Below are 23,927 nucleotides of genomic sequence, written 5' to 3'. Positions count from 1 at the left end.
TCGATCCGCGGCCGTCAGGTGGCCGCGGCGAGCGCCGCGTCGAGGGCGCCGTACCGGTCGTCGCGGCCGGAGACCCACTGCTTGTGGCCCATGAGCTCGAAGATGCGCCGGTGCTTCGGGTTCTTCCAGGTCATGCCGAGCAGCGCGCGCTGGAACGCCTCGGCCTTCGCCTCGGGCAGCGCCGGCAGCGCGTCGAACATCGCGAAATCGTAGGCCGGCGTGGTCCAGAGGACGTCGACCCGGCGGAGGTCGATGTGTCCGTTCGCCTGCTCGGCGAGCCACACCGCGTCGCCGACCGCCGCCGCCTGCGCCTTGCCCTCGTGCAGCGCCGCGAGCGCCTGGACCTCGCTCGTCGCGGTGTCGCCGTGCTTGCCGACGTCCACCTCGAACGGCACGAGCTGGATCTTCTCCACGGCCACCCCCGCCTGCCGGAGGAAGTGGAGCGGCAGGATGCGCGCGTGCGCCGAGTCGACGCTCCCGACCGCGAGCGCCTTGCCCTCCAGATCGCTGAGCGCCCCGACGGCGGCGTCGCGGCGGACGAGCAGCTTGCTGTGGAAGTCGCGATCGATCTCGCGCATCGCCAGCGAGCGGGACCGCCCCTCGGTCTGCCGCTTCACCCGCACGTGCGCGACGGCGCTGTTCCAGGCCACGTCGATGTGCCCGCGGATCAGCGACTCGACCTGGCGCTCGTAGGTAGAGAACAGCGCGAAATCAATCAGGATTCCATGTTCGCGGAAGTGCTCGCGCAGGCTCTCCCACAGCGTCACCACCTTGGCGTCATGCGCCACGGCGCCGACGAGCATCGCCAGGTCCTTCATCCGGTGCCTCGCACGGGCGGCGACGCTAGCACGAGCTTCGCCCGCCGAGAGCCCCGCGTCTCGCACATCGGCGCCTCAGGGGCGGCCTCTTGCCCATCCAGCGCCCAACCGGGCTACGCTGCGTCCGTCGTGCACGCCGGCGCCGGTTCATTTCAGTTTCGTCCCCCGGCGCTCCGCGCCTGATGGCTCGCTTCCGTTCCACCCTCATTCCCCTTTTGCTCGGCCTTTTGCCGCTCGGCGCGCTCGCCGTCCCGGCGCACGCCGCCCCGACGTCCGCACGTCCGGCTCAGGCCAACCTCAACCCCGGTCAGCCCAACCTCAACCCCGGTCAGGCCAGCGTCGCCCCTGTCGACGCTGTCAACCCTTCGGCACGGGCCGTGCCCTCGGGCGAGGCCGGCACCCAGGCCACCGACGTGCCGTCGCTCGGCCAGCCGCTGGCCCTCGGAGAGCTCGTCGGCAAGCCGATCGTCCGCATCGATGTCACGGCGCAGGGCGATCGATGGCAGATCGTGTCGCCGGTCACGAGCGTCGACCTCGGCGAGCCGCTCAGCCCCGACGCCGCGCGCCGCGCCATGCGCGAGCTGCTCGCCTCCGGCAACTTCGCCCGCGCGTCGGCCGAGGCGTACCTCGTGCCGGACGGCGCCGCGCTCCGGATCGTCGTCGTCCCCCGCAGGAGCATCGCCACCATCCAGATCACCGGCGGCGCGCTCGACCGGCAGGACACCCTCGAGGCCGCCGGCATCGCCGAGGGCGGCGAGATCACCGCGGCCACGCTGGCCGAGATCAGCCCCCGCATCCGCGCGTTCTACGCGCTTCACGGCTACCCCGCGACCGCCGTCACGATCCGCGCCGTCGACACCGACGAGCCCTCCCAGGTCGTCCTCGCCCTCGACATCGAGGCCGGCGCTCCGCGCGTGGTCTCCGAGCGCGTCTTCGTCGTGGCGCCGCGCGCGGACCGGGAGCTCGGCTCGCTCAAGCAGAGCTACGGCCTCGGCGTCGGCGCCCGCGTCGACGAGCCCGCCCTCGCCGTGGCCGACCGCGAGATGGCCGAGCTGCTCCGCCGGAGCGGCTTTCACGAGGCCGAGGTCTCCCACCGCGTGCTCGCGGTCGGCCCGCACAACTACCTCTACGTCTACCTCGAGCCCGGCGCGCGCATCGTCCCGGTCTTCGACGGCAACCGCGCCTTCGACGACGACGCCCTCGAGGCCGCGCTCGATCTCGGCGAGACGACCGAGACGAAGACGAACGATCTCACCGATCGGCTCCGCGCGTTCTACGTCGCGCGCGGCTTCCTCGACGCCGAGGTCACCCCCTCGCTGGGCGGCAAGCCCGACGATGCGGTCCGTTACCTGACGTTCACCGTCCGCGAGCACGACCAGGTGCGGGTCACGAAGCGCGTCTTCCCTTGCCTCACGGGCGACCTCGGCCCGGACGACCTCGGCCGCGAGATCGAGAGCTTCCTCGAGGAGGATCTGCCCGGCGCCGACGCCTTCTCGATGCCCGACCCGCGAGGCATCTCGGACCTCTTCGGCCCGACCCGCGGCGCCGGCGGCCGGGCTCGGCCCGTCGAGCTCATCCCCTCGATGACGTACGCGCAGGAGACCTACGAGCGCGCCCTCAAGCACCTCCGCGATCTCTACTTCAGCAAGGGCTACCTGAACGCGGTCGTCGGCCCTGTCTCCGTGCTCCGCGCCACCTGCTCGCGCCGCTCCCCGCCGGGCGCCTGCATCCCCGAGCCGGTCGCCGAGCGCGTCACGGCCCAGTGCCTCACCGACGCGCAAGGGCTCCCCCTCCCCGAGCCGCCCGTCCCCGCCGCCCTCACGTGCCGCCCCGACGCCGCCCGGCACATCGCGTGCGCCCCCGAGGTGACGCTCCGCATTCCTGTCCATCCCGGCCCGCAGACCCAGCTCTACGATCTCGCCTTCGAGGGGAACAAGGGCTTCTGCGGCCAGACCGGCCTGAGCGAGCGCGACCGCGCCCTCTGCGCCGAGGCGCGGCCGTTCAGCGAGCGCTGGCTCAGCGACCTCGCCGATCTGAAGGTCGGACAGCCCCTCTCGACGCTCGCACTCGACGCCGCGCGGCTGCGCATCATGGATGCTTACCGCGACCTGGGCTACGCGTTCGCCGAGGTCCGCACGGCCATCGAGCCCTCGCCCGACCGCACGCGCGCCCGCGCGCGCTTCATCGTCTCGGAGCGAGATCGGGTGTTCGTCACCGGCATCGTCGTCAAGGGCGCCGTCCGGACCGACGAGCAGCTGATCCTCCGCCGCGTGCTGCTCCGCGAGGGCGCGCCGTTCCGCCAGTCGCAGGCCCGCCTGAGCGAGGAGCGCATCGCCACGCTCGGCCCCTTCTCCAGCGTGTCGATCTCGCTCGAGGATCCCGAAGTCCCGCAGAAGAACAAGCGGGTCGTCATCCACGTGGTCGAGCAGCTGCCGCAGTACCTCAACCCGCAGATCGGGTTCTCGACCGGCGAGGGCGCGCGCCTCGCCTTCGAGTACGGACACCGCAACATCGGCGGCCTCGCCATCGGCCTCACGATGGGCGTCCAGCTCAGCTACCTGTTCGAGTTCATGATCGTGGACAAGGCGGCGAGCCGCCACTACGAGGAGCTCCAGGTCGACGACCAGCTGGAGCGCCGCATCGCGGTCTCGGTCGCGCTCCCGGACATCGGCCTCGGTCCGCTCGTCAGCATGTCGCTCGCGGGCATCCACGTGCGCGACAACCAGCTGGATTTCGGCGTCACGAAGACGGCGATCATCCCCGCGATCACCTACCGCCCGCGGCGCGCCGTGACGACGCAGCTCGCCCTGTCGACCGAGCTGAACAAAGTCGGATTCTTCCCGGGCGCCGTCGGCGCCGACAAGCGGGATATCCTCGATCAGCTGCGCATGCCCGAAGGCGACACGATCGCCCTGGCGCAGCGGCTCGACGCGTCCTGGGACACGCGGGATACCCCCTTCGCCGCGACCCGGGGCTTCCTCCTCTCCGGCGGCGTCGAGCACGTCGACGCCTTCGACGCCTTCGCCTCGGTCCGGACCCAATCGAGCTTCCCCGAGAGCCACTTTCTGCGATTCACGGGCCGTGTGTCGGGGTATATCCCCCTCGCGCCGCGGTCGCGGCTCACCCTCGCCCTGAGCCTGTCCGGAGGGTATATTCAGCCGCTCGTGGCCCAGAGCGGGACGTACCCGGATCGCCTGTTCTTCCTCGGCGGCGTCGACTCGCTCCGTTCCCATCTGGCCGAGTCGCTGTATCCGGAGGACGGGCTCGAGGAGGCGAAAAAGGCGCTGGGCGGGGACGCGAAGGTCTCGACCGACGATATCCCGCGCGGCGGGACGGTGATGGTGAACCCCCGCGCCGAGCTGCGCATTCCGCTGACCGACCTGCTCCAGCTCGGGCTCTTCCTCGACGCGGGCAACCTCTGGATCAGGGCGAAGAACGTCAACCTCGATCCGCGGCTCTTGCGTTACGGGATCGGCGCCGGCCTGCGGGTGAACACGCCCATCGGTCCCCTCGCCTTCGACTACGGATTCAACCTGGATCCGCGCGACGAGCTGGACGAGATCGACGGTGCACTCCACTTCTCCGTAGGGCTCTTTTGACAGGCCGCGTCGCGCGCGAGGCGGCTCCCAACCGCATGATGATAACGAGGCTCCCCTGATGAACCGTTCACTCCGGATATGTGCTCTGCTCGCCCTGACATCGACCCTCACGATCGCCGGCTGCGGCGACGACGAGAGCGCCGCGCCGAGCAGCGCGGCGAGCACGTCCGGCGCCGGCGGGCAAGGCGGGCAAGGCGGGCACGGTGCGGCCGGCGGATCGGCGGGCAGCGGCGGAGAGGGCGGGCAAGGCGGCTCGGCTGGCGGCGACGCCACTGGCGGCGGCGGAGCGGACGGACAAGGCGGCGCGACGAGCAGCGCTTCGGCTGGCGGCGATGCCGCAGGCGGCGGCGGAGCGGACGGGCAAGGCGGCGCGACGAGCAGCGCTTCGACGAGCAGCGCCTCGACGGGCGGCGGCGACGCCGGCGGCGGCGGCGCCTCGACGAGCAGCGCCTCGACGAGCGGCGCCTCGACGAGCAGCGCTTCGACGGGCGGCGGCGATGCCGGCGGCGGCGGTGCCTCGACGAGCAGCGCCTCGACGAGCAGCGCCTCGACGGGCAGCGGCGACGCCGCTGGCGGCGGCTCGGCGAGCAGCGCATCGACAGGCGGCGACGCCGCTGGCGGCGGCTCGGTGAGCAGCGCATCGACGGGCGGCGACGCCGCTGGCGGTGGCTCGGTGAGCAGCGCATCGACGGGCGGCGGCGACGCGGCCGGCGGCGGTGGAGCGGGCGGGGCGGCGGAGTGCGGCGACCTGCGGTGTGACGCCGGCGAGACGTGCGATTCGTGCGCCATCGACTGCGGCGTGTGCCCTCCGATCCCGCCGGTCTGCGGTGATGGCGTGTGCGAGCCCGGCAGGGAGAACTGTCAGGCGTGCGCCACCGACTGCGGCGCGTGCCCGCCGGCCGAGTGCAGCCACGACCTCTGCGAGGAAGGCGCGCCCCTGCTCATGGGCTGCGATCCGTGCGTGACCGAGCTGTGCGCGGAGGACCCGGCGTGCTGCATGAGCAACTGGGACACCCACTGCGTCGCCGGCCTCACCGCCGCCTGCGGGCGGGCCTGCGGGTGCGCCCACGACCTCTGCGAGACGGGCGCGCCCCTCGACGCGTCCTGCAACAGCTGCGTCGAGACCGTGTGCGGTGAGGACGGTGACAGCTTCTGCTGCACGATCGGGTGGGACGAGAGCTGCATCGCGCTCTCGGAGATACTCTGCGACGCCACGTGCCTGTGAGCTCGGCTCGCCGCCCGAAAGGCGAGCCACGCATGGCGCTGTAGCGACGGCGCTCCGCCGTGGACCCGACCGGCTCGACGGGTGGAACGACATCGTCCCATGCCGCCGGGCCGCGCGCCGACGCCTTACGATCGGCGTCGGCGCCCCTGGCGAGCCCCCGGTTGCCCCCTCGGACGGCGGCCGGCCGACGTCGCGCCCTCGGACCGACGCCGGCCCCCGCGCTCAGCGCGCCGTCGCCGCCTTCATCTCGCGCACGAAGCTCGCGACGGCGCGCGCGGCGGCCTCGGGATCACCGACGTTCGCCGAGACCCGCTGGACGACCGCGGACCCGCTGACCACGCCGAACGCCCCGGCGGCGAGGGCGTCGCGCACGTGCTCGGGCTTCGAGATGCCGAACCCCAGGATCGCGGGCGGCGCGCCGAACCGGCGCAGCGTCTCGAAGAGCGCGCCGTGGCCGAGGCGCAGCTGCTCGTCCGCCCCCGTCACGCCCTTGCGCGTCACGCAGTACGTGTACGCGCTGCACCGCTCCGCGAGCTGCTGCAGCGTGGCCTCCGAGGCGTTGAGCGGCGCGATCAGCACCGGCGCCACCCCCACGGCGCGCGCCGCCGCCACGTACGGATCCGACTCCCTCACCGGCACGTCGGCGACGAGCACGCTGTCGACCCCGGCCGCGGCCACCGACGCGTAAAAGCCCGCCAGATCGCGGTGCTTCACGAGGTTCGCGTACGTCAGGATGCCGATCGGCACCTCCGGCGCCTCCGCCCGGAAGCGCGCCAGGAGCTCGATGCAATCGGACGGCCTCACGCCGGCCTCGAGCGCCCGCACGGCGGCGGCCTGGATCGTCGGGCCGTCCGCGATCGGATCCGAGAACGGGATCCCGACCTCGATCGCGTCCGCGCCGCCCTCCACCGCCGCGCGCAGCAGCCGCGCGCTCGTGGCGAGGTCGGGATCCCCCAGCATCAGGAAGGGGATGAACGCCCCCTCGCCCCGCTGCCGCAGCCGCTCGAATGCGCGATCGTAGCGCGTCGTCACCGTCTCCCGACTCATGTCGACCTCCCGGGATCGAGCAGCCTCTGCGCCTGCTCCATGTCCTTGTCTCCGCGGCCCGACAGGTTCACGACGAGCACCGTCTCGCGCCCTGCCTGCGCCGCCTCCGCCACCATCTTCAGCGCGTGCGCGATCGCGTGCGCCGACTCGAACGCCGGGATGATGCCCTCGCTGCGCGAGAGCCGCTGGAACGCGTCGAGCGCCTCGTCGTCCGTCGCCGCGACGTACGTCGCCCGGCCCGACGTCATCAGGTGCGCGTGCTCCGGCCCGACGCCGGGGTAGTCGAGCCCCGCCGAGACCGAGTGCGTCTCGGCGACCTGTCCGTGCTCGTCCTGGAGGATGTAGGTCTCCGACCCGTGAAGCACCCCCGGGCGGCCCTTGAGCAGCGTCGCCCCGTGCTTGTCGGTCGACAGGCCGTGACCGGCGGGCTCGACGCCGACGAGCGCCACGTCCTTGTCCGGGATGAACTCGGAGAAGATCCCCATGGCGTTGCTGCCTCCGCCCACGCACGCGACCACCGCGTCGGGCAAGCGCCCCTCGGCCTCCAGGATCTGGGCGCGCGCCTCGCGGCCGATCACCCACTGGAAATCGCGCACGATCGTGGGGAACGGGTGAGGCCCGGCGACCGTCCCGATCAGGTAATGCGTGTCCTCGTAGCTCTCGGTCCAGTAGCGCAGCGCCTCGTTGAGCGCGTCCTTCAGCGTCTGCGAGCCCGAGGTCACGGGCACCACCTCGGCCCCCATGAGGCGCATCCGGAAGACGTTGAGCCGCTGCCGCTCGACGTCCTTCGCGCCCATGTAGATGCGCGTCGGCATGCCGAGCAGGGCCCCGATCATGGCGGTCGCGACGCCGTGCTGGCCGGCCCCGGTCTCGGCGATGAGCCGCCGCTTGCCCATGCGCCGCGCGAGCAGCCCCTGGCCGAGCGCCTGGTTCGTCTTGTGCGCGCCGCCGTGCAGCAGGTCCTCGCGCTTGAGGTACAGCTTCACGCGCGGGTCGCCGGTCAGGTTCCGGCACAGGGTGAGCGGCGTCGGGCGCCCCGCGTAGGTCGTCAGCAACGCGTCGAACTCTGCCGCGAACGACGGATCGCCGCGCGCCTCCAGGTACGCGCGCTCGAGCTGCTCGAGCGCGGGCACGAGGATCTCGGGGACATAGGCGCCGCCAAAGGCGCCGAAGCGGCCGCTTTGCTGCATGGTGATTGCCTCGATCGTCGGTGGTGCGTTGTGCGTTGTGGGTCGTGAGAGGTGCCGTCAGGAGGAGGCGCGGTCCGCCGGGGCCGCGGGGTCACGGTCGTGGCGCGACGGGCCGCGCGCGCTGTCGAACAGGCGCACGAGCAGGTCGGCGCACTTCTCGCCGGGCGCGCGCTCGACGCCCGACGCGACGTCGAGCCCCCACGTCCCCACCCGGCGCGCCGCGGCGATGTTGTCCGGGTTCAGCCCGCCCGCGAGCAGGCTCCGGGCGCGCGCCGGGTGGCCGTCGATCGCGCTCCAGGCGAACGTCCGCCCCGTGCCTCCCCGCGCCTCCGCCGTGCGCGTGTCGAAGACCAGCCGATCGGCGCTGCGCTCGACCTCCGCGCCCGCCTCGCCGGCCGCGCCCGCGGCGCCCGCCGCGCTGGCGGCCTCCCCGGACGGCGCCATCGGGACCGCCTTCCAGACCTCGCACCCCTCGGGGAGCGCGCGCCGCAGCGCCTCGATGAACGCCGCGTCCTCGTCGCCGTGGAGCTGCACGGCGCGCAGCCCGATCGCCCGCGCCGTATCCGCGACGAAATCCACGGATTGATTGAGGAAAACGCCGACGAAGGGCAGCCCCGCGGCCGTGGCGACAACGATCTCGGCCTGCTCGCGCGTCACCCGCCGCGGCGAGGTCTCGGCGAAGACGAGGCCGCCGAAGCGGGCCCCGAGCCGCTCCGCCTCGCGCGCGTCCCCGGGCCGGGTCAGGCCGCAGATCTTCACCCTGCCGGTCACCAGCGCGCGCGCGGCGTCCGCGATGTCGGGGCTGCGCATGAGCGACGTGCCCACGAGGAACCCGTCCACCGAGGGCGCGAGCCGCTCCACGTGGGCGCGCGACTCGACGCCCGACTCGGCAATGACGATCCGATCGCGCGGCACGCGCGGGGCGAGCCGCTCCGAGACGGCGAGATCGACCTTGAGCGACTTGAGATCGCGGTTGTTGATGCCGATCACGGGCGCGGGCAGCGCGAGCGCCCGCTCGAGCTCCGCCTCGTCGTGGACCTCGACGAGGCAGTCCATGCCGAGCGCCTCGGCGGCGCCCAGGCACAGGAGCGCGGTCGCGTCGTCCAGCACCGACAGCATGAGCAGGATCGCGTCCGCGCCGTGCGCCCGCGCCTCGATCACCTGGTAGGGCCCCACGACGAAGTCCTTGCAGAGGATCGGGACGTCCACGACCGCGCGCACGGCCTGGAGGATCTCGAAGCTGCCCTGGAAGAACGGCTCGTCGGTCAGCACGCTCACCGCGTCGGCGACGCCGTAGTACGCGGCGGCGACGGTGTGCGGGTCGAAATCCGGCCGGATGAGGCCCTCGGACGGGGAGGCCTTCTTGCACTCCAGGACGAACCGCGCGCCCGGCGCGGAGAGCGCGCGCCGGAGGCTCCGCGAGGTGGGCGGCGCGCTCGCCCGAAGGCTGGCGAGCGGGGTCCGCCGCTCGCGCTCCGCGACGTCCGCCCGCTTCCGCTCCACGATGCGCGCGAGCACATTGCCCTGCTCAGCCATGTTTCGCCTCCTTCCGCGCTTCCTGGGCCCCGTCCCGGCTCAGCGCCACGAAGCGCGTGAGCCGCTCCGCCGCGCGCCCGGAGCCCAGCACGTCGAGCGCCACGGCCGTCCCTTCCCGCAGCCCCTCCGCGCGCCCGGCGATCCAGAGCAGCGCGCCGGCGTTGATCGCGACGGCGTCGCGGTGCGCGGGCGCCCCGCGCCCGGCGAGCAGGTCGCGGAGCCACGCCGCGTTCGCCGCCGGGCCGGCGCCCCGGAGCGCGTCGATCGGCGCCGGCGCGACCCCCGCGTCGGCCGGGTCGATCGTGAGCTCCTCGACGACCCCATCGCGGAGCCGGGCCGCGCGCGTCGGGGCGTGCAGGGCGACCTCGTCGAGCCCCCCGCCGTGGACGACGAGCGCGGCCTGGCACCCGAGCATGCCGAGCGTGCGCGCGGCGTGGGTGACGAGCTCCGGATCGTAGATGCCCATCACCTGGATCGGCGGCGCGCTCGGGTTCACGAGCGGGCCGAGCAGGTTCATGATCGTGCGCACCTTGAGGGCGCGGCGCACGGGCATCGCGTGGCGGAGCCCGGCGTGGTACTGCGGCGCGAAGAGGAAGCAGAAGCCGACCTCGTCGAGGCAGCGGCGCGAGACCTCGGCCGGCGGATCGAGCCGGGCGCCCAGCGCCTCGAGCGCGTCGGCGGACCCGCACTGGGAGGAGACCGAGCGGTTGCCGTGCTTGGCGACCGGCAGGCCTGCTTCGGCCGCGACGAAGGCGACGGCCGTCGACACGTTGACGGTGGACTGCCCGTCTCCGCCGGTGCCGCAGCAGTCGGCATAGGCATAGGTCGGCCGCGCGAACGGCACCGACGTCCCCCGGAGCGCGCGCGCCGCGCCCGCGATCTCCGCGGGGGTCTCGCCCTTCGCCTTGAGCGCGACGAACAGCGCGGAGAGCTCGATCTCCGTCAGCGCCCCGGCGATCAGGTCGCGGAACAGCGCCTCGGTCTGCTCCGTGGAGAGGTCCACGCCGGCGCAGAGCGCATCGATGACTGCATGCATCATGGTTCTCTCCTCATGTTCACGGCTGTTCTGGCAGACACGGATCCTCGGGACTCGGGCGTCGCGCCGCGGCGCACTGCATAGCGGACAAAAGCGAAAAGGCCCACCGTTGTTCCGGCGGGCCCTCTTTCTTCTTTCCTTCAGGTCGTCCTCCTCGCAGGGAGGCGCTTTACCCGGGATAAGGGCCCGCCGTGGTACAGCACCAGCGCCACCAGCGCAGCCCTGCCACGCACGAACCCACCTCGACGGCCGAGCGCGACGCGCCGCCGAGGACGAAGGCCTCGGAACAGCAGCGAGCGCAGGACGCGGGGAGCGCGCGGGACATGCGGGGAACATAGCTTGCGGGTGCGACGAGCGTCAAGCGGGTTCCGCGCGCATTGAGCCGCCGCCGAGCTGCCGCTTCAGCCGCCATGGCCCGAGCTTCCTCGGATCAGCGAACCTCCGAGGCCTCCGCGCTCTCCACCGCCATCCGCGGGCCACGCCTCCGCTGGACGGTCCTCGTGCCCTCGCAGGCGGCCAGCGCCGGCATCGCGACGGGTCGACAGCGGCCCGGAGGCCGGCGCGGGATACCGGTTCTCGCCGGCGCCTCGGTAGACGCTGAAGACAGAGAGCACGCTGTCGAAGATCTCCGCGCGCTCGGGCCGGCGCCGCATCCCGTCCTATGGCAGACGAGATGACAGGCGCTGAAGTTCGCAGGGAAGCCATCGCTTGGCGCCAGCTTGTGTCGCGCAAGGAGCGTCGGTCACCGTGCATCGGTCAACTGAGTGTCAACTGCACGCGTGACGATTCGCCGTTGACACCAGCACATCGTCTGGCGTCCCCTTACCCTCCATGAGCACCATGGAACTCGAGGGGGCGTTGGACGGCGCTCAGCTGCGCCCGGTTGGCGTGATCCGGTCCTTGCTCAAAGAGCGCAGCGAGGCGCCGAGGCAAGGCTCGGAGGGAGCGCCGGATGCCTGGCTCGAGGTGTACCCGTGGGCGGCGGAAGGACTGCTTGGCCTCGCCGTCGGCGACGAGATCATCGTCATCACGTGGTTTCACCAGGCGCGTCGCGACGTCCTCCAGGTCCACCCACGGTCCGACGCGCGCAGTCCGCTCACGGGCGTCTTCGCGACGCGATCTCCGGACAGACCGAACCCCCTCGGCCTCCATCCGGTCTTCGTGCGCGCGATCGACGGAGTCCGCCTGCGGATCGGCCCGATCGAAGCCATCGACGGAACACCGATCCTCGACATCAAGCCAGCGCTCAAGTGAGGCGTGTGGTATGCAACCACAACCAGCGTCGTTGCAAGGGTCGTGGTCGCAGGTAGGCCACGAGAGAGCACGGAAAGGTTCATGTTGAGGATAGCCATTCTTGGAGGCGGGATCGCCGGGCTGGGCGCGGCGATCGCCCTCGCCGGACGGGGGTTCGACGTGGAGGTCTTCGAGAGGCACGCTGCCCCGACGGACATCGGCGCGGGGATCGTCTGCTGGCCAAACGCCTCGTTCGTGCTCCGGGAGCTCGGGCTCCTGGACTCCGTCGCCGGGCTGGCCGGGCGCCCGACCCGGATGCGGAGGGTCTCGTGGACCGGCGAAGAGCTCGGCGCGCTGGACATCCGGAAGCTGGACGAGCTCATGGGGTCCCCGAGCCTCTCGGTGCTGAGGAGAGAGCTCCAGGCGGCGCTGCTGTCCCGCGTCGACGGGCTGGGTGTCGGCGTGCGGTACGGGCACGCCGCCGATCGCATCGAGCCCTCGGCCGCCGGCCCGGCGAGCGTTCACTTCGCGAACGGAGCGACCGTCGCGGCGGACGTGATCCTCGGAGCGGACGGGCGGATGAGATCGGTCGCGAGGGCGTTCGTGCACGGCGACAATCGCCCGAGATACCAGGGCTTCGTCAACTGGCTTGGCACGTTCGAGAGCGATCGCGCGGTGTTCTCGGAATCGCAGATCGAGGTGATGGACTGCTGGGGTGTCGGCGTGCGCTTCGGCGTCGTGCCCGTATCTCGGTCGAAGGCGTACTGGGCCGGCGCCGCGGCCTGCCCTGAGGCTCGGGGCAAGGAGCCAGCAGATTACCGGGCCGAGCTCCGCGCCCTCTTCCGCGGGTGGCCGAGCCCGATACCGGAATTGATAGAGGAGACGCCCTCCGAGCGCATGAACAAGATCTATGTCCACGATCACGATCCCATCGACACGTGGCATCGAGACAACGTCTTGCTGATCGGCGACGCCGCGCACGCGGCGCTGCCCACGTCGGGCCAAGGCGCCAGTCAGGCCCTCGAAGACGCGTGGCACCTGGCCGACTGTCTGAGCAGCGCGGCCTCCCTCGAGGAGGCGTTCACCGCCTTCACGAAGCGCCGCCACGCCAAGAACGCCGCGATCAACGCGGGCGCCCGCGACCTCGCGCGCTCGCTGTTCGCGACCGATCCTGCGCTCTGCGAGGCGAGGGATCGCAGGAGCAAGGCGACCGACTACGAGGCCATGGTCCAGGGCATGGCGAGGGGCTGGTCCAGCGGACTGCCGATGAGCGCGCGTCCAGGCTCCCCGCCGGCGCGGCCTCAGGCCTAACGAGCCCGGGGGCGCGCGCCGTCGAGGGCGCTCCTGCGTCGTGGAAGCGCTGCGCCTCGGGGAGGGCCAGCATATCCGCGATCGTGGCGAGCTTGCGCGCGGGGAGCGACACGGCTTCACCATCGTGGCGTACCTGCCCGGAGCCCGCCAGCGGGCACCTGCCAGGCGCCTCGCGGGTCCCTGGCGCACCCGAGCAGACATCTTGTCGGCCTCGCGTGGCGCCACCTCGACTCCGAGCGCATCGCTTCCGAGTTGCCGGCAGCACAGACGAGGCGGCAACGGCAGCGTCGATCTGAGGAGAGATAGCCACGCTCGACGGGCTCGGGCCGCTCTCAGGCTGTCTCCGAGCGGTTCGCCGTGGAAAGGGTGAGCTTCCCAGCGGCTGTGCCGCGCTCGACGACACGATCGCGCTGCCGCTCATCGGCTGCTCCCGCTGAACGCGGGCGGCGATCCGCCATGGCGCCGCCACCCCCCGGAGCTCAAGAGACACGCGAGGATGCCGTCACTTTTTGCCATCCATCCCCTGGCACGCTCCCTGCGAGCGACGCGTTGCATGGGAGATGCCGACATCGCATATCGACGGCACGCTGCGCGTGCTACACGTCGAGTTCTGCTTCGCGCTGCGCGACGAGGTCCCGGCTCAGGTCTTCGAGTACCTCGGCTTCCTCTTCGCCGCGCTGCGCATCGAAGCGCCCCGCGAACCGGTGCCGCCCATCGAGAGCGTCGCCGTGGTCCTCTCGGGCCGCAGGCAGCGCTTGCCTGTGACCGGCGTGCTCCGAACGGCCTGGCCGGAGCGGCGGTTCAGCGGTACGCACTTCCGCATCGACGCGGTCTATCAACGCACGGTCGCCGAGCTCCGAGCGCGCGGTAGCGTGCTCTGGCTGGCGTTCGCGCCGCTCGCCAGGGACGCGACCGCGAAGGCGATGCGGGAGGTCATCGCCCAGATTCACGCGCGGACGGTGGCCGGTGAGGAGCGGGCGGAGCTGTACACGGCGTTCCTGGTACTGGCGACCGTCGACCCCTGGGGGCACAATCTGCAACAGGAGCTCGTCACGATGGTCGAGGACATGGAGGAAGGGCTGCTTCGGCGCACGCCGATCATCGGCGAGATGATCATCGAGGCCGAGCAGAAGGCGGAGCAGAGGGGACAGTTGAAGGGCCGTGAGGAGGCGATCGCCGAGCTGCTCGGCCGCCTCTTCGCGCGGCGGGTCGGGCGGCGACCCACCACGGAGGAGGAGCGCTCGATCCTCGATCGGGCGCGCGCGCTCGGTCCGGGCGAGGTCGAGGACACGCTGCTCGAGCTCGAGGGCGACGCGCTGGTCCGCTGGCTCGCCGAGCCAGCGCGCCGATCGTGAGCCTCACGCAGAACGGCCCGCCAACTCAGCATCAGCCCATGGAGGCTGCATCCATCGAAGCTCGGCTGCGGCCGCTCGGCGTACTCCCCGGGCGCGCTGAACAAGCGCGAGGTGCAGTCTCGGCTGCGAGACGCGCGGGCGCACCTGCGCTCGATCCTCGAGGAGGATCACTAGCTCGACGTGCTGCACGGGATCATGCGCCTCACGGACGCAGCGTTCACGCTGCGCCGCCGGCAGTCTCCAGCGCGCGCGGCCGGTCGGATACCTCCAGCGCGACGCCTTCCGCGCCGCCCGGCCTACACGAAAGGCGCCCTCGGGGCCCGGTTCCCGCGCCCTGACCCCGGCGCCCCCGGCTCGTCCGCTCCCGCAGGATACTTTGCGGCCCGGTACACCGATGGTAGGCCCCGTTCTCCAGGGCGCACGACCTCGCAGCCAGGCGCGACCGGCCCTCGCGAGGCGCCCGCGCGGCCCTCCCCCCTGCGTGCCCATGATCACCGCCGAACCAGGTCCCCCGCCGCCGCCGAGCGCCGCCGGCTCTCATGACAGCGTCCCGCCGCGATCGCAGAGCGGTCCGCCCGCCCGGCAGAGCGCGCCGCCGGGGCGTTCCCTCCCCCCGCCGGGGCGGTCGGCCCCTCCGCCGCCGCGCCGCAGCGCCTGGACCACCCGCCTCGGCGAGGCCTGCGTGCTCGGCCTCGGCGTCGCCTCGCTCTCCGCCGTGCCGACCGCGCTGCGCACCGCCCGCGCCGGCGCCTCCTTCCTCGACGGGCTCCTCGTCGGCACCGCCGTCCTGCTCCCGCTCGTCACGCTCGCGCTCATCCTCTCGCGCGCCGCCGGCCGCGGCTTCCGCGGCATCGTCGGCGCCGGCGGCGAGCGGCTCGCCGTCCTCCGCGTCGCGCTCTGGATCGGCGTCGCCTTCCCGGTGCTCGCCGCGCTCGCCGCCCTCCTCAAGGCGACGACCCACCACCGAGGCCTCGCCGGCGCGACCTTCGGCGTCCTCGGCCTCGCCGGCGTCGCGGCGGCGGCGCTCGTCACCCAGCGCCTCGTCGCGCTCGGCGATCGCCTCGCCGCCCGCGGCGTGAAGCCGTGGCTGCTCGCCGTCGCGGGAACGGCCATCGGCGTGGTGCCCCTCGTCGCCGCCTTGGCTCCGCTCGCCGCCCACGCGGGCAACACGAGCGGCGACGCCGGGGCCGCCGTGCGCGCCGCCATCGTCGACGGCGCCATCGCGCTCGTGGCGACCGCGCTCGTCTCGAGCGTCGACCTCAGCGCGGCCGTCGGCCGCCTCGCCGGCATCGCGGGCGTCCCGCTCGCCGCCCTGGTCCTCATGACCGCGACCGCCCGGATCGAGTCGTTTCCCCCGCTCGGCCAGGCCGTGCGCGCAGGCGGCGGCCTCGCGGCCACCCTCTTCAGCGCGCTCGAGCAGTGGACCGACCGCGACGGCGACGGCATGGGCTCGCACTTCGGCGGCCTCGACTGCGACGAGGGCGACCCCACCCGGTATCACGGCGCGCGGGAAACGCCGGGCGACGGCATCGATCAGGACTGCAGCGACGGAGCCCACGAGGGCGCCGCCCCCCTGCCCGCCAGGGCCGTCGCGGGCTCGCCTGCCGGCGCCCTGACGACCGCGGCTGCCGGCGCCAAGCCTGCCGCCGCTTCCAGCGCCGCGTCGACCGCTCCCGCGGGCGCCACGCCGGCCGCTCCCGCAGGCGCCACGACGGCCGCGCACGTGCGCGCCGCGTCGGCGCCTGCCGCGCGCGACGAGGGCGGCGCGGTCATCCCGGCCGTCCTGACGAAGTCCATCCCCCCCGCCGGGACCACGCCCGCCGCGCCCGCCGCCGCGCCGACGCGCCCCGACGTCCTCCTCATCACGCTCGACACGGTCCGGGCCGACCACACGTCGGCCTACGGCTACGGCCGCGACACCAGCCCGCGGCTCGCCGAGCTCGCGGCCCGCGGCGTGCTGTTCGAGCGCGCCTACGCCGCCTCGAGCGAGACGCAGCGGGCCATCTCGCCGCTCGTCACCGGCCGCCGCCTCAACCGGGCGGCGCGCGACCGCCGCGAGTGGCCGACGCTGCTGCCCGAGAACGACACCCTCGCGGAGCGCATGAAGCGCGCCGGCTACCTCACCGCCGCGGTCAGCTCGTTCACGTGGATCAGCCAGGAGCGCGGCTTCGATCAAGGGTTCGACCGCTTCGAGACCGTCTACGGCGACGCCCACCCGGAGCGCGAGGCGACAGGCCACCTCGCGGTCGAGAAGGCCATCGAGCTCCTCGACGGATACGCCAAGCGCACCCAGCCGATCTTCCTCTGGCTCCACCTCTTCGACGCCCACGAGCGCTACGTCGCCCACCCCGGCATCCGCTTCGGCTCCGGCAGGACCGCCGCCTACGACGGCGAGATCGCCTACGTCGACCGGCAGCTCGGCGCCCTGCTCGACGCCGTGGCGAGGGGCCCCCGCGCCGGCCGCACGGCGGTCATCGTCCACGGCTCGCAGGGAGAGGGGCTCGGCGAGCACGGCCCCGTCGGGCACGGCGTCGAGCTCTACGAGGAGGCGATCCGCGTCCCCCTCGTCATCGCCCTCCCCGGCGCCGCGCCGGGCCGTTACCCGCATCCCGTGAGCACGGTCGACATCGCGCCCACCGTCCTCGACATCGGCGGCGCGGAGGCCACGGCCGTCGAAGGCGCCTCCCTGACCGCCATCGCCACGGGCGCCGAGCGCGCGCCCCGGGGACCGGTGTTCGCTCGCACCGCCCGCCGCGCAGCGGTCGTCGACGGGCAGCTCAAGCTCCTCGTGATCGAGCGAAAGAAGCGGGCGAAACAAGACCGCCTGCTCCTGTTCGATCTCGGGAGCGATCCCCGCGAGACCCGCGACCTGTCCGGCGAGCGGCGCTTCGAGGCCGACCTCGGGCGGCTCCGCGAAAAGTTGTCTGCCTTCGAGTCTCCCTCGCAGTAGAGTTTACTGCGAGGGATCATGCACAGATTCGCCCCTTCGACGCGGAAGCCCGCGCCCCCGCGCGCGAGGGCGCTGCGCGCCGCCGTCGCCGTCGGCTTCGCGGTGGCCCTCGCCTCGCTCGCGCTGCTCGTGGTGCGGCTCGCGGATGCGCCGTCCGTGCCGCTGACGCTCGGCGCGGGCGCCATCACGGGCTCGCTGCCGCGGCGCCTCCGGTTCGAGTGGCGCCTCGTGCGCGATCGTCACTGGCAGATCGCCTCGTCGCCTGCCGAGTCGCGCGAGGCCACCGACCAGATCGAGGGCACCCGCGGCGCCTGCCCGACGGGCATGGTCGAGGTCTCCGGCCTCATGAAGCTCGACCCCGCCCCGAAGGCCCAGGGCGACCTGCGCTCCATCGACGAGATGCAGCGGACCACCTGCAAGCACTGGATCAGCAGGGACTACCCCGAGCGGTGCGCGGAGTTCGATCGCGAGAAGTGGCTCTCGATGTCGAAGGACCTCGACACGAAGCCGATGCACTTCTGCATGGATCGCTACGAGTACCCCAACCAGAAGGGCGTCTATCCGTTCATCCTCGTCTCGTTCTACGAGGCGAACGAGCTCTGCGCCGAGGAGGGCAAGCGCCTCTGCGACGAGGCCGAGTGGACCTTCGCCTGCGAGGGCGAGGAAGCGCGCCCCTACCCCTACGGTTACGTCCGCGAGCCTGAGGCGTGCGTCGTCGATCAGGCATGGCGCCCGTACATCGAGACCGCGCTGCGCCCGCGGGGCGGCCCCGCGGCCATGGCCGAGATGGACCGGCTCTGGCAGGGCATGGCGTCGGGCGTCCAGCCCCGCTGCCGGAGCCCCTTCGGCGTCTACGACATGACCGGCAACATCGACGAGTGGACCCGTTCCGTCCGCGAGGGCGAGCGCCCCTCCATCCTGAAGGGCGGCTACTGGGGCCCTGTCCGCACGCGCTGCCGCCCCTCGACCCGCTCGCACGACGAGAACCACATGTTCTACCAGCAGGGCTTCCGCTGCTGCGCGGACCACGGCGCCACGATCGGCGTCCCCGCGGAGCGCGCCGTCTCCGGCGACCCTGCCGCCGCCCCGCTGCCGCGCGAGCTCCGCTGACGCGCTCGCCGCAGCGCACACGAGCGCGCGGCCGCTCGCGTTCGCCGCGCAGTCGACCGCGCTCGCCGCAGCGCGTATCCTCTGCGCTGATGGACCACCCCCCCGCCGGACAGGGTGCCTCGCCTGGCCCCCGCGACGTGCGCGCCGAGCACGCCGGCACACGCCTCGCTGCCCGGGCGGAGCCGCCGGGCGCCGCGCCGGCCCCGCCGCGCGCGCGCCAGCTCGATCGGCTGACCGGGCTCGTGCTCCTCGCCGCCGCCGCCGTCGTGCTGCTCCCGATGGCGCCTGTCGTGTTTCGGGCGGTCGCCGGCGATCGCTCGCCGGTGCAGAGCGCTGGCCGGTTCGCGCACGTCCTCGACGGGCGTCCCCCGGCGGATCGGGGCGCGCAGGTCCACCCTCGTTTCCCGTTCGACGAGGATCCAGGCTCCGACGAGCGCCCATCACCTCACGACGACGGCCCTGCCTTCGACGACGAGGAGGATCCGGGCGCGCCTGGGCGCCTCCAGGCGGGCATCGCCTCGCGCGGCATCACGCTGCTCGACGAGCCGCGGGCGGACGGCGCCCGGGTCGGCTCCATCGCCGCCGGCGAGATCGTGATGATCGTGCGCGAGGCGGGCGCGTGGGCCCTCGTCATGAAGAACGGCGGGGGCGACCTGCTCATGGGCTGGGCCCGCCGGAGCGAGATCGCCATCCGATGAGCGCGCGCTCGCCGGAGTCGCCGCGCGCCTACCGCGGTCGCCTGCTCACCCCGATCCCCGCGTCGCCGGACGGCGCTCAGGTCCGGACCATCGACGACGCGCTACTCGTTGTCGGCAGCGACGGTCGGATCGCCCAGGCAGCGCCGTTCGCCCCGGGCGCGTTCCGCGGGCCGGTGCTGGACCTGCGGCCTTCGGTGTTGATGCCGGGCTTCATCGACGCGCACGTCCATTTCCCGCAGACGCGCATCATCGGCAGCGCCAGCGGCCCGCTGCTCGACTGGCTGGAGCGGTCGGTCTTCCCCGAGGAGGCCCGCTTCCGCGACGAGGCCTATGCCACGCTCGTCGCCGGCGAGTTCACGGGTCGGCTGCTCGCGTCGGGCACGACCACCTGCGTCGTCTTCTCCAGCTCGTGCGCCGGCGCGACCGACCGGCTGTTCCGCGCCCTGCTGGCCGCCGGCTTGCGCGGCATCGCCGGCCTCACGCTCATGGACCAGAGCTGCCCGGAGGCGCTCCGCGTCCCTCGCGACGAGGCCATCCCCGCCGCCCGGGATCTCGCGCAGCGCTGGCACGGCGAGGGCGGCGGCCTCCTCGAGTTCGCGATCACCCCCCGCTTTGCCCCGAGCTGCTCCCGTCCCTTGATGGAGGCGGCCGCGCGGCTCGCACGCGATCACGGCCTCCTCGTGCAGACGCACGTCGCCGAGAACCCGGCCGAGGGCGAGGCCACGTTGCGCGCGCACCCCTGGGCGCGCGACTACGTCGACGTCTACGACCGCGTCGGCCTGCTCACCGGGCGCGCCCTGCTCGCGCATGCCATTCACCTCTCGCCGCGCGAGTGGGACCGCCTCGCGGAGACGGGCTCGTCGGTCGTCCACTGCCCCGACTCGAACTTCTTCCTGGGCAGCGGCCGCATGCGCCTCTCCGACCCGCGCGCGCGCGGGGTCCCGGTCGGGCTGGGCAGCGACGTCGGCGCCGGCCGCAGCTTCGACATGCGCCGCAGCATGTCGAGCGCCTTCGACAACGCCCTCTGCCTCGGCGACCGCCTGACCCCCGCCGATCTCTTCGTCATGGCCACGCAGGGCACCGCCGACGCCGTCGGCCTGGGCCGCGTCGTCGGCAGCCTCGACGTCGGCAAGGAGGCGGACTTCATCGCCGTCCGTTTCCCCGAGCACGTGATCGGCGAGGCCGAGACGCTGAACCACCTCGTCTTCTCGTCCGACGCGACCGTCGAGCGCGCCTTCGTGCGCGGCCGGTCTGTCTACCCCTGACCGGTCTCCGTCTCCTCCTCGGCGGCCTCATAGACCTCGAGCTCCCAGACGAGGATCTCGAAATCTCGCCGCAGGATGTACCGTGCGCCGTCGTCCCCGCGCACCTTGAAGTAGAGGTGATCGCCCCCCGGCCACCGGTCGAGGATCTCCGTCACCCGCACGCGGCGCTCCCCCAGGGTGACCGTCTCGGGCTCTTCGCTCCCGCCGTGGCCGGCACGGCACGCCACATCGACCCGCATCTGCCTTTCGCGCAGGGTAGCAGGTGCGGGCGCCCGGCTCCCGCGATCCCTCCACGGAGAGGGCTCGCTCGGCCGGGCGCCTCGAGGTGGCGGCGCTCCCGGGGTGATGCGCCCGGGAGCGCCTCCTCGCTCAGTTCGGGGTGACCGAACAGCCGTAGAGCAGCTCCATGCCCGCGGTGTTGTCCTGCGCCGCCATGGCGCACGTGTCCTCGCACAGCTTGATGATCCCCTCCTCGATGTAGAAGGACGAGGACGCCCCGGCGCACTCCTCGAGGCTCTTCACCTGGGAGAAGGTCTGCTTCTGCCCGCCGTTGCTCGGCGTGAACTCGATCTGCACCGTCTTCAGGTCGATCGAGTGCCCATCCGGCGCCTTGGGCACATCGATCTCACACGACAGCTTGGCGCCCGAGATCACGCTGTCTGCGATGGCCTGGAACACCGCATCGTAGGTGGCGTGCTGCTGGATCGGGTATCTCAGCCCGCCGGTCATGACGCTGAGGACCTGATAGGTCGTCCCGGGATCGACCGAGTCTGGCCGGCACTGCTCCCAGGTGGCTGGCGCCTCCGGCGGCCAGGGGGCGGTCGGCGGGTTGTTCTCCTTGATGCCCACGAAGCTGAAGAACTTGTAGTTGCGCGCGTCCTTCGAGCCGAAAAGTTCCGGCGCGATCGTCGTCAGGGCCGCGTCGAAGGCCTCTGCCGATTTGGTGCCGCCGGCGACGTTCTTGTTCGCGGGCTCGTCATCGTCGACGTCGTAGAGCGTGATGTCAGCCCCCTCATCGAAGACCGCCTTGTCCGCGCCGAGCGACTTCGTCGTGCAGTTGACGCCGTCATCGGTGATCTCGACGAACACCTTCAGCGAGTCCGTCCGCAGCCACTGCGACCACCCGGGCGACGTGGCCTCTCCCTTGGGCGGGATCGCCCCGTTCAGCGTGTCGATCGCCAGACAGAGCGAGTCGAGGCTGCCGATCTCCAGGCTGTACTGGTAGAAGTGCGGCGGGTTGGTGTTCGGGTTCTGCGGGACCGGCGAGCAGCTCCCGCTGCCGAGCGGCGCCTCGATGCAGACCGACTGCTCGACGTCCGAGCTGCCGTGCTTCGAGAGCATGATGACGCGGTAATCGATCTTGCTCGCCGCGATGATCGAGGCGAAGTTCTGGTTGATGTTCCGTTGGACGCTGTTGATCTCGTCCGTCATGCTCCCCGAGTTGTCGATGATGAAGATGATGTCGGCCGGGCGCTGCTGGTAATCGGCCTGCAATCGGGTCGCGATGCACGCCGTGTCCTCGTTGAGCCCCGCGTCCTTGTCCCCGGTCCCTGAGCCGACATCGAACTCACCGCCGTTCCCGAACCCGCTCCCGGACGTCTCGCCGCTGCCGCCGCTACCGCCGCTGCCGCTGCCGCTCCCAGAGCCGCTGTTGCCGGGGCTCGCCTCACCCCCCCCGCCGGAACACCCGCCGATGGCCGCCGCGGCCGCAAGCAAACCCAGACCAACCAGCCCAACAAGCGTCTTCGTCGAGAGCTTCAAAATGACCTCCAAATCGGGGAACGCGACAATGCGCAGCGACGGATGTTACCAGACTCACGTCCCGATGGACGCGATCGACATGAAATAATCTAGCCCGACAGGAGGTAGACAACCGACCACCGTTGTCGGTCCAGGGACCTTGTCCACGACCATTCGACTCGCCCTCTGGGACAGGCTCACCAAAGGAGCGAGGAGATGGCCGAGGGCGGGTGAATGGGAGCGACGCCCGACGATGCGGCCCGGGGCAGCCCGGCGAGACCACCCTCGGGCACACGCGGCGAGCGCGGCGCACAGCGATCCTGGCGGCTCCCCTCGTCGGCTCCGCGGCGGGACTCGCACCTTTGCGACGGCCGGGGGCGCTAGACTGCGCTCTTCGAGGCGACGAGTTCGCGCGCCGCCGCGAGCAGGCGCTCGGGCGTGTTCGCCTCGGGCTCTTCGGTGACGAGCTCGACGAGGCGCTCCAGGAGCTCGCCGACGAGCCGGCTCGGCGGAATGCCGAGCTCCTTCATCAATCGATTGCCGTTCACGGCGAGATCCTTGGCGGAGAGCGCCGCGCCCGCCGCGAGCAGCGCGTCCACGCGCTCCCGGAGCCGCCCTATCGTGGCGATGTCCTCGGTCGCCTCGCGCCCCTTGCCGAGCGCGTCGGCGAAGCCGATCTCGTAGAGATCCGGCGCCAGGGCCGGGGTCACCCGGCGGAGCCAGCGGCGCACCGCTGCGTCCGTCCAGGTGTCGTCGTAGCAGATCAGGTGGTGTCGAATGAGCGCCACGATCCGCGCGCGCTCGTCGTTCGAGAAGCGGAGCCGCGTGAGGATCGGGTCGGCCATCTCGGCCCCGATCCGCTCGTGCTCATAGAACGTGTAGTCCTTCGTCTTCTCGGAGAACTCGCGCGTCCTCGGCTTCCCGATGTCGTGCATCAGCGCCGCCACGCGGAGGATCGGCTCGGGCTTGCACGCGTCGAGGCAGGCCATCGCGTGCCCCCACACGTCGTAGGCGTGCCACCGGTTCTGCTCGCACCCGACCGACTCGATCATCTCCGGGCAGGTGATCGCCAGCAGCTCCGTCCGGCGCATGATCTCGAACGCCACGCTCGGGCGGCGCGCGCGCATCGCCTTCAGCCACTCGTCGCGCACCCGCTCCGCGCTCACGCAGCGGAACGTCTGGTGCGACCGCGCGGTGCCCATGGCGCGCTCGGTCTCGGGGTCCAGCGTGCCCTCCAGCGTCGCGGCGAAGCGCGCCGCGCGCAGCACCCGCAGCCCGTCCTCGGCGAACCGCGCGCCCGGATCCCCGACCGCGCGGATAATCTTCGCCTCGAGATCGCTCCGCCCGCCGAACGGATCGATGAGGTGCCCGTCCACCGGATCGATCGCGATGGCGTTCATGGTGAAGTCCCGCCGCGCGAGATCGGCGGTGATGTCGTCCACGAACTCGACCCGATCCGGCCGCCTGCCGTCGCTGTAGGTCCCGTCGCCGCGCAGGGTCGTGACCTCGTACGGCACGCCGCGCACGAGGACGGTCACCGTCCCGTGCTGGATCCCGGTCGGGATCACCTTCCGGAACGCGGCCACGACCTCTTCCGGCCGCGCGTCTGTCGCGACGTCCCAGTCCTTGGCGTCCTGCCCGCGGAGCAGGTCGCGCACGCAGCCGCCCACGATCCAGCCGCGCTTGCCGCGCTCGCGGAGGCGGCGACAGATGCCGAGCACGTCCTCGGGGACGGCGTCGATGAGGTGATCGATCGGGGTCACGCCTGCGGCTTATCACGGGCCACGGCGAGCAGGGCCCCCGCCGAGCGCGCG

At 72.5% G+C, this 23,927-nt stretch carries 17 protein-coding genes; 9 read left to right on the top strand and 8 right to left on the bottom strand.

Annotated features, from left to right (window positions below; genetic code table 11):
* Positions 1–14: 14 nt before the first annotated feature.
* Complete coding sequence (locus tag WMF29_RS05885; RefSeq protein ID WP_437327885.1) at positions 15–818, bottom strand: phosphate/phosphite/phosphonate ABC transporter substrate-binding protein; 804 nt, start codon at positions 816–818, stop codon at positions 15–17.
* Between the two features lie 182 nt (positions 819–1,000).
* Between WMF29_RS05885 and WMF29_RS05880 the strand changes: the two genes are divergently transcribed.
* Positions 1,001–4,417: a POTRA domain-containing protein gene (locus tag WMF29_RS05880; protein ID WP_437327884.1), complete on the top strand. Its 3,417-nt coding sequence runs from the start codon at positions 1,001–1,003 to the stop codon at positions 4,415–4,417.
* Between the two features lie 58 nt (positions 4,418–4,475).
* Positions 4,476–5,642, top strand: a complete 1,167-nt coding sequence (locus WMF29_RS05875) for a hypothetical protein (protein WP_437327883.1) — start codon at positions 4,476–4,478, stop codon at positions 5,640–5,642.
* A 222-nt stretch (positions 5,643–5,864) separates the two neighbouring features.
* On the opposite strand, the gene trpA is transcribed toward WMF29_RS05875, so the two are convergent.
* The 4 genes from trpA to trpD are packed head-to-tail and all read right to left on the bottom strand — an operon-like array spanning position 5,865 to position 10,451.
* Positions 5,865–6,689, bottom strand: a complete 825-nt coding sequence (gene trpA, locus WMF29_RS05870) for a tryptophan synthase subunit alpha (RefSeq protein ID WP_437327882.1) — start codon at positions 6,687–6,689, stop codon at positions 5,865–5,867.
* A complete protein-coding gene (gene trpB, locus WMF29_RS05865; RefSeq protein ID WP_437327881.1) occupies positions 6,686–7,879 on the bottom strand; it encodes a tryptophan synthase subunit beta in 1,194 nt (397 codons plus the stop codon). The genes trpA and trpB overlap by 4 nt, the downstream gene beginning before the upstream one ends.
* A gap of 57 nt (positions 7,880–7,936) precedes the next feature.
* Positions 7,937–9,415: a bifunctional indole-3-glycerol-phosphate synthase TrpC/phosphoribosylanthranilate isomerase TrpF gene (gene trpCF, locus WMF29_RS05860; RefSeq protein WP_437327880.1), complete on the bottom strand. Its 1,479-nt coding sequence runs from the start codon at positions 9,413–9,415 to the stop codon at positions 7,937–7,939.
* Entirely contained in the window at positions 9,408–10,451 is a 1,044-nt protein-coding gene (gene trpD, locus WMF29_RS05855; RefSeq protein WP_437331087.1) for an anthranilate phosphoribosyltransferase, read from the bottom strand. Before trpD ends, trpCF begins: the two co-directional genes overlap by 8 nt.
* A gap of 831 nt (positions 10,452–11,282) precedes the next feature.
* On the opposite strand from trpD, the gene tsaA reads away from it, so the two are divergent.
* The 7 genes from tsaA (at position 11,283) to WMF29_RS05820 (ending at position 20,373) form a co-directional block, all read left to right on the top strand.
* Complete coding sequence (gene tsaA, locus WMF29_RS05850) at positions 11,283–11,705, top strand: tRNA (N6-threonylcarbamoyladenosine(37)-N6)-methyltransferase TrmO (RefSeq protein ID WP_437327879.1); 423 nt, start codon at positions 11,283–11,285, stop codon at positions 11,703–11,705.
* Between the two features lie 81 nt (positions 11,706–11,786).
* Entirely contained in the window at positions 11,787–12,995 is a 1,209-nt protein-coding gene (locus WMF29_RS05845; RefSeq protein ID WP_437327878.1) for an FAD-dependent monooxygenase, read from the top strand.
* 560 nt (positions 12,996–13,555) lie between these two features.
* A complete protein-coding gene (locus WMF29_RS05840) occupies positions 13,556–14,350 on the top strand; it encodes a hypothetical protein (protein WP_437327877.1) in 795 nt (264 codons plus the stop codon).
* 487 nt (positions 14,351–14,837) lie between these two features.
* The gene (locus WMF29_RS05835; protein WP_437327876.1) at positions 14,838–17,300 is read left to right on the top strand and encodes a sulfatase-like hydrolase/transferase; all 2,463 of its coding nucleotides are present in this window, start codon (positions 14,838–14,840) and stop codon (positions 17,298–17,300) included.
* A gap of 18 nt (positions 17,301–17,318) precedes the next feature.
* The gene (locus tag WMF29_RS05830) at positions 17,319–18,410 is read left to right on the top strand and encodes a formylglycine-generating enzyme family protein (protein WP_437327875.1); all 1,092 of its coding nucleotides are present in this window, start codon (positions 17,319–17,321) and stop codon (positions 18,408–18,410) included.
* Between the two features lie 89 nt (positions 18,411–18,499).
* Positions 18,500–19,108, top strand: a complete 609-nt coding sequence (locus tag WMF29_RS05825) for an SH3 domain-containing protein (RefSeq protein WP_437327874.1) — start codon at positions 18,500–18,502, stop codon at positions 19,106–19,108.
* Positions 19,105–20,373, top strand: coding sequence for a guanine deaminase (locus tag WMF29_RS05820; RefSeq protein ID WP_437327873.1), 1,269 nt, complete (start codon positions 19,105–19,107; stop codon positions 20,371–20,373). The genes WMF29_RS05825 and WMF29_RS05820 overlap by 4 nt, the downstream gene beginning before the upstream one ends.
* Here the strand turns inward: WMF29_RS05820 and WMF29_RS05815 are convergent.
* The 3 genes from WMF29_RS05815 to WMF29_RS05805 form a co-directional block, all read right to left on the bottom strand.
* The gene (locus tag WMF29_RS05815) at positions 20,364–20,612 is read right to left on the bottom strand and encodes a hypothetical protein (RefSeq protein ID WP_437327872.1); all 249 of its coding nucleotides are present in this window, start codon (positions 20,610–20,612) and stop codon (positions 20,364–20,366) included. The two genes, WMF29_RS05820 and WMF29_RS05815, sit on opposite strands and share 10 nt — an antisense overlap.
* 130 nt (positions 20,613–20,742) lie before the next feature.
* A complete protein-coding gene (locus WMF29_RS05810; protein WP_437327871.1) occupies positions 20,743–22,134 on the bottom strand; it encodes a hypothetical protein in 1,392 nt (463 codons plus the stop codon).
* Positions 22,135–22,493: 359 nt separating this feature from the next.
* Positions 22,494–23,876 (bottom strand): CCA tRNA nucleotidyltransferase, encoded by a 1,383-nt coding sequence (locus tag WMF29_RS05805; RefSeq protein ID WP_437327870.1) that lies wholly within the window; start codon positions 23,874–23,876, stop codon positions 22,494–22,496.
* Positions 23,877–23,927 lie beyond the last annotated feature (51 nt).

This window comes from Sorangium sp. So ce381 (assembly GCF_051473845.1).
Lineage (GTDB): Bacteria > Myxococcota_A > Polyangia > Polyangiales > Polyangiaceae > Sorangium > Sorangium atrum.
The sequence above is the reverse complement of the archived record's forward strand: the minus strand, read 5'-3'. Positions and strand labels throughout refer to the sequence as shown.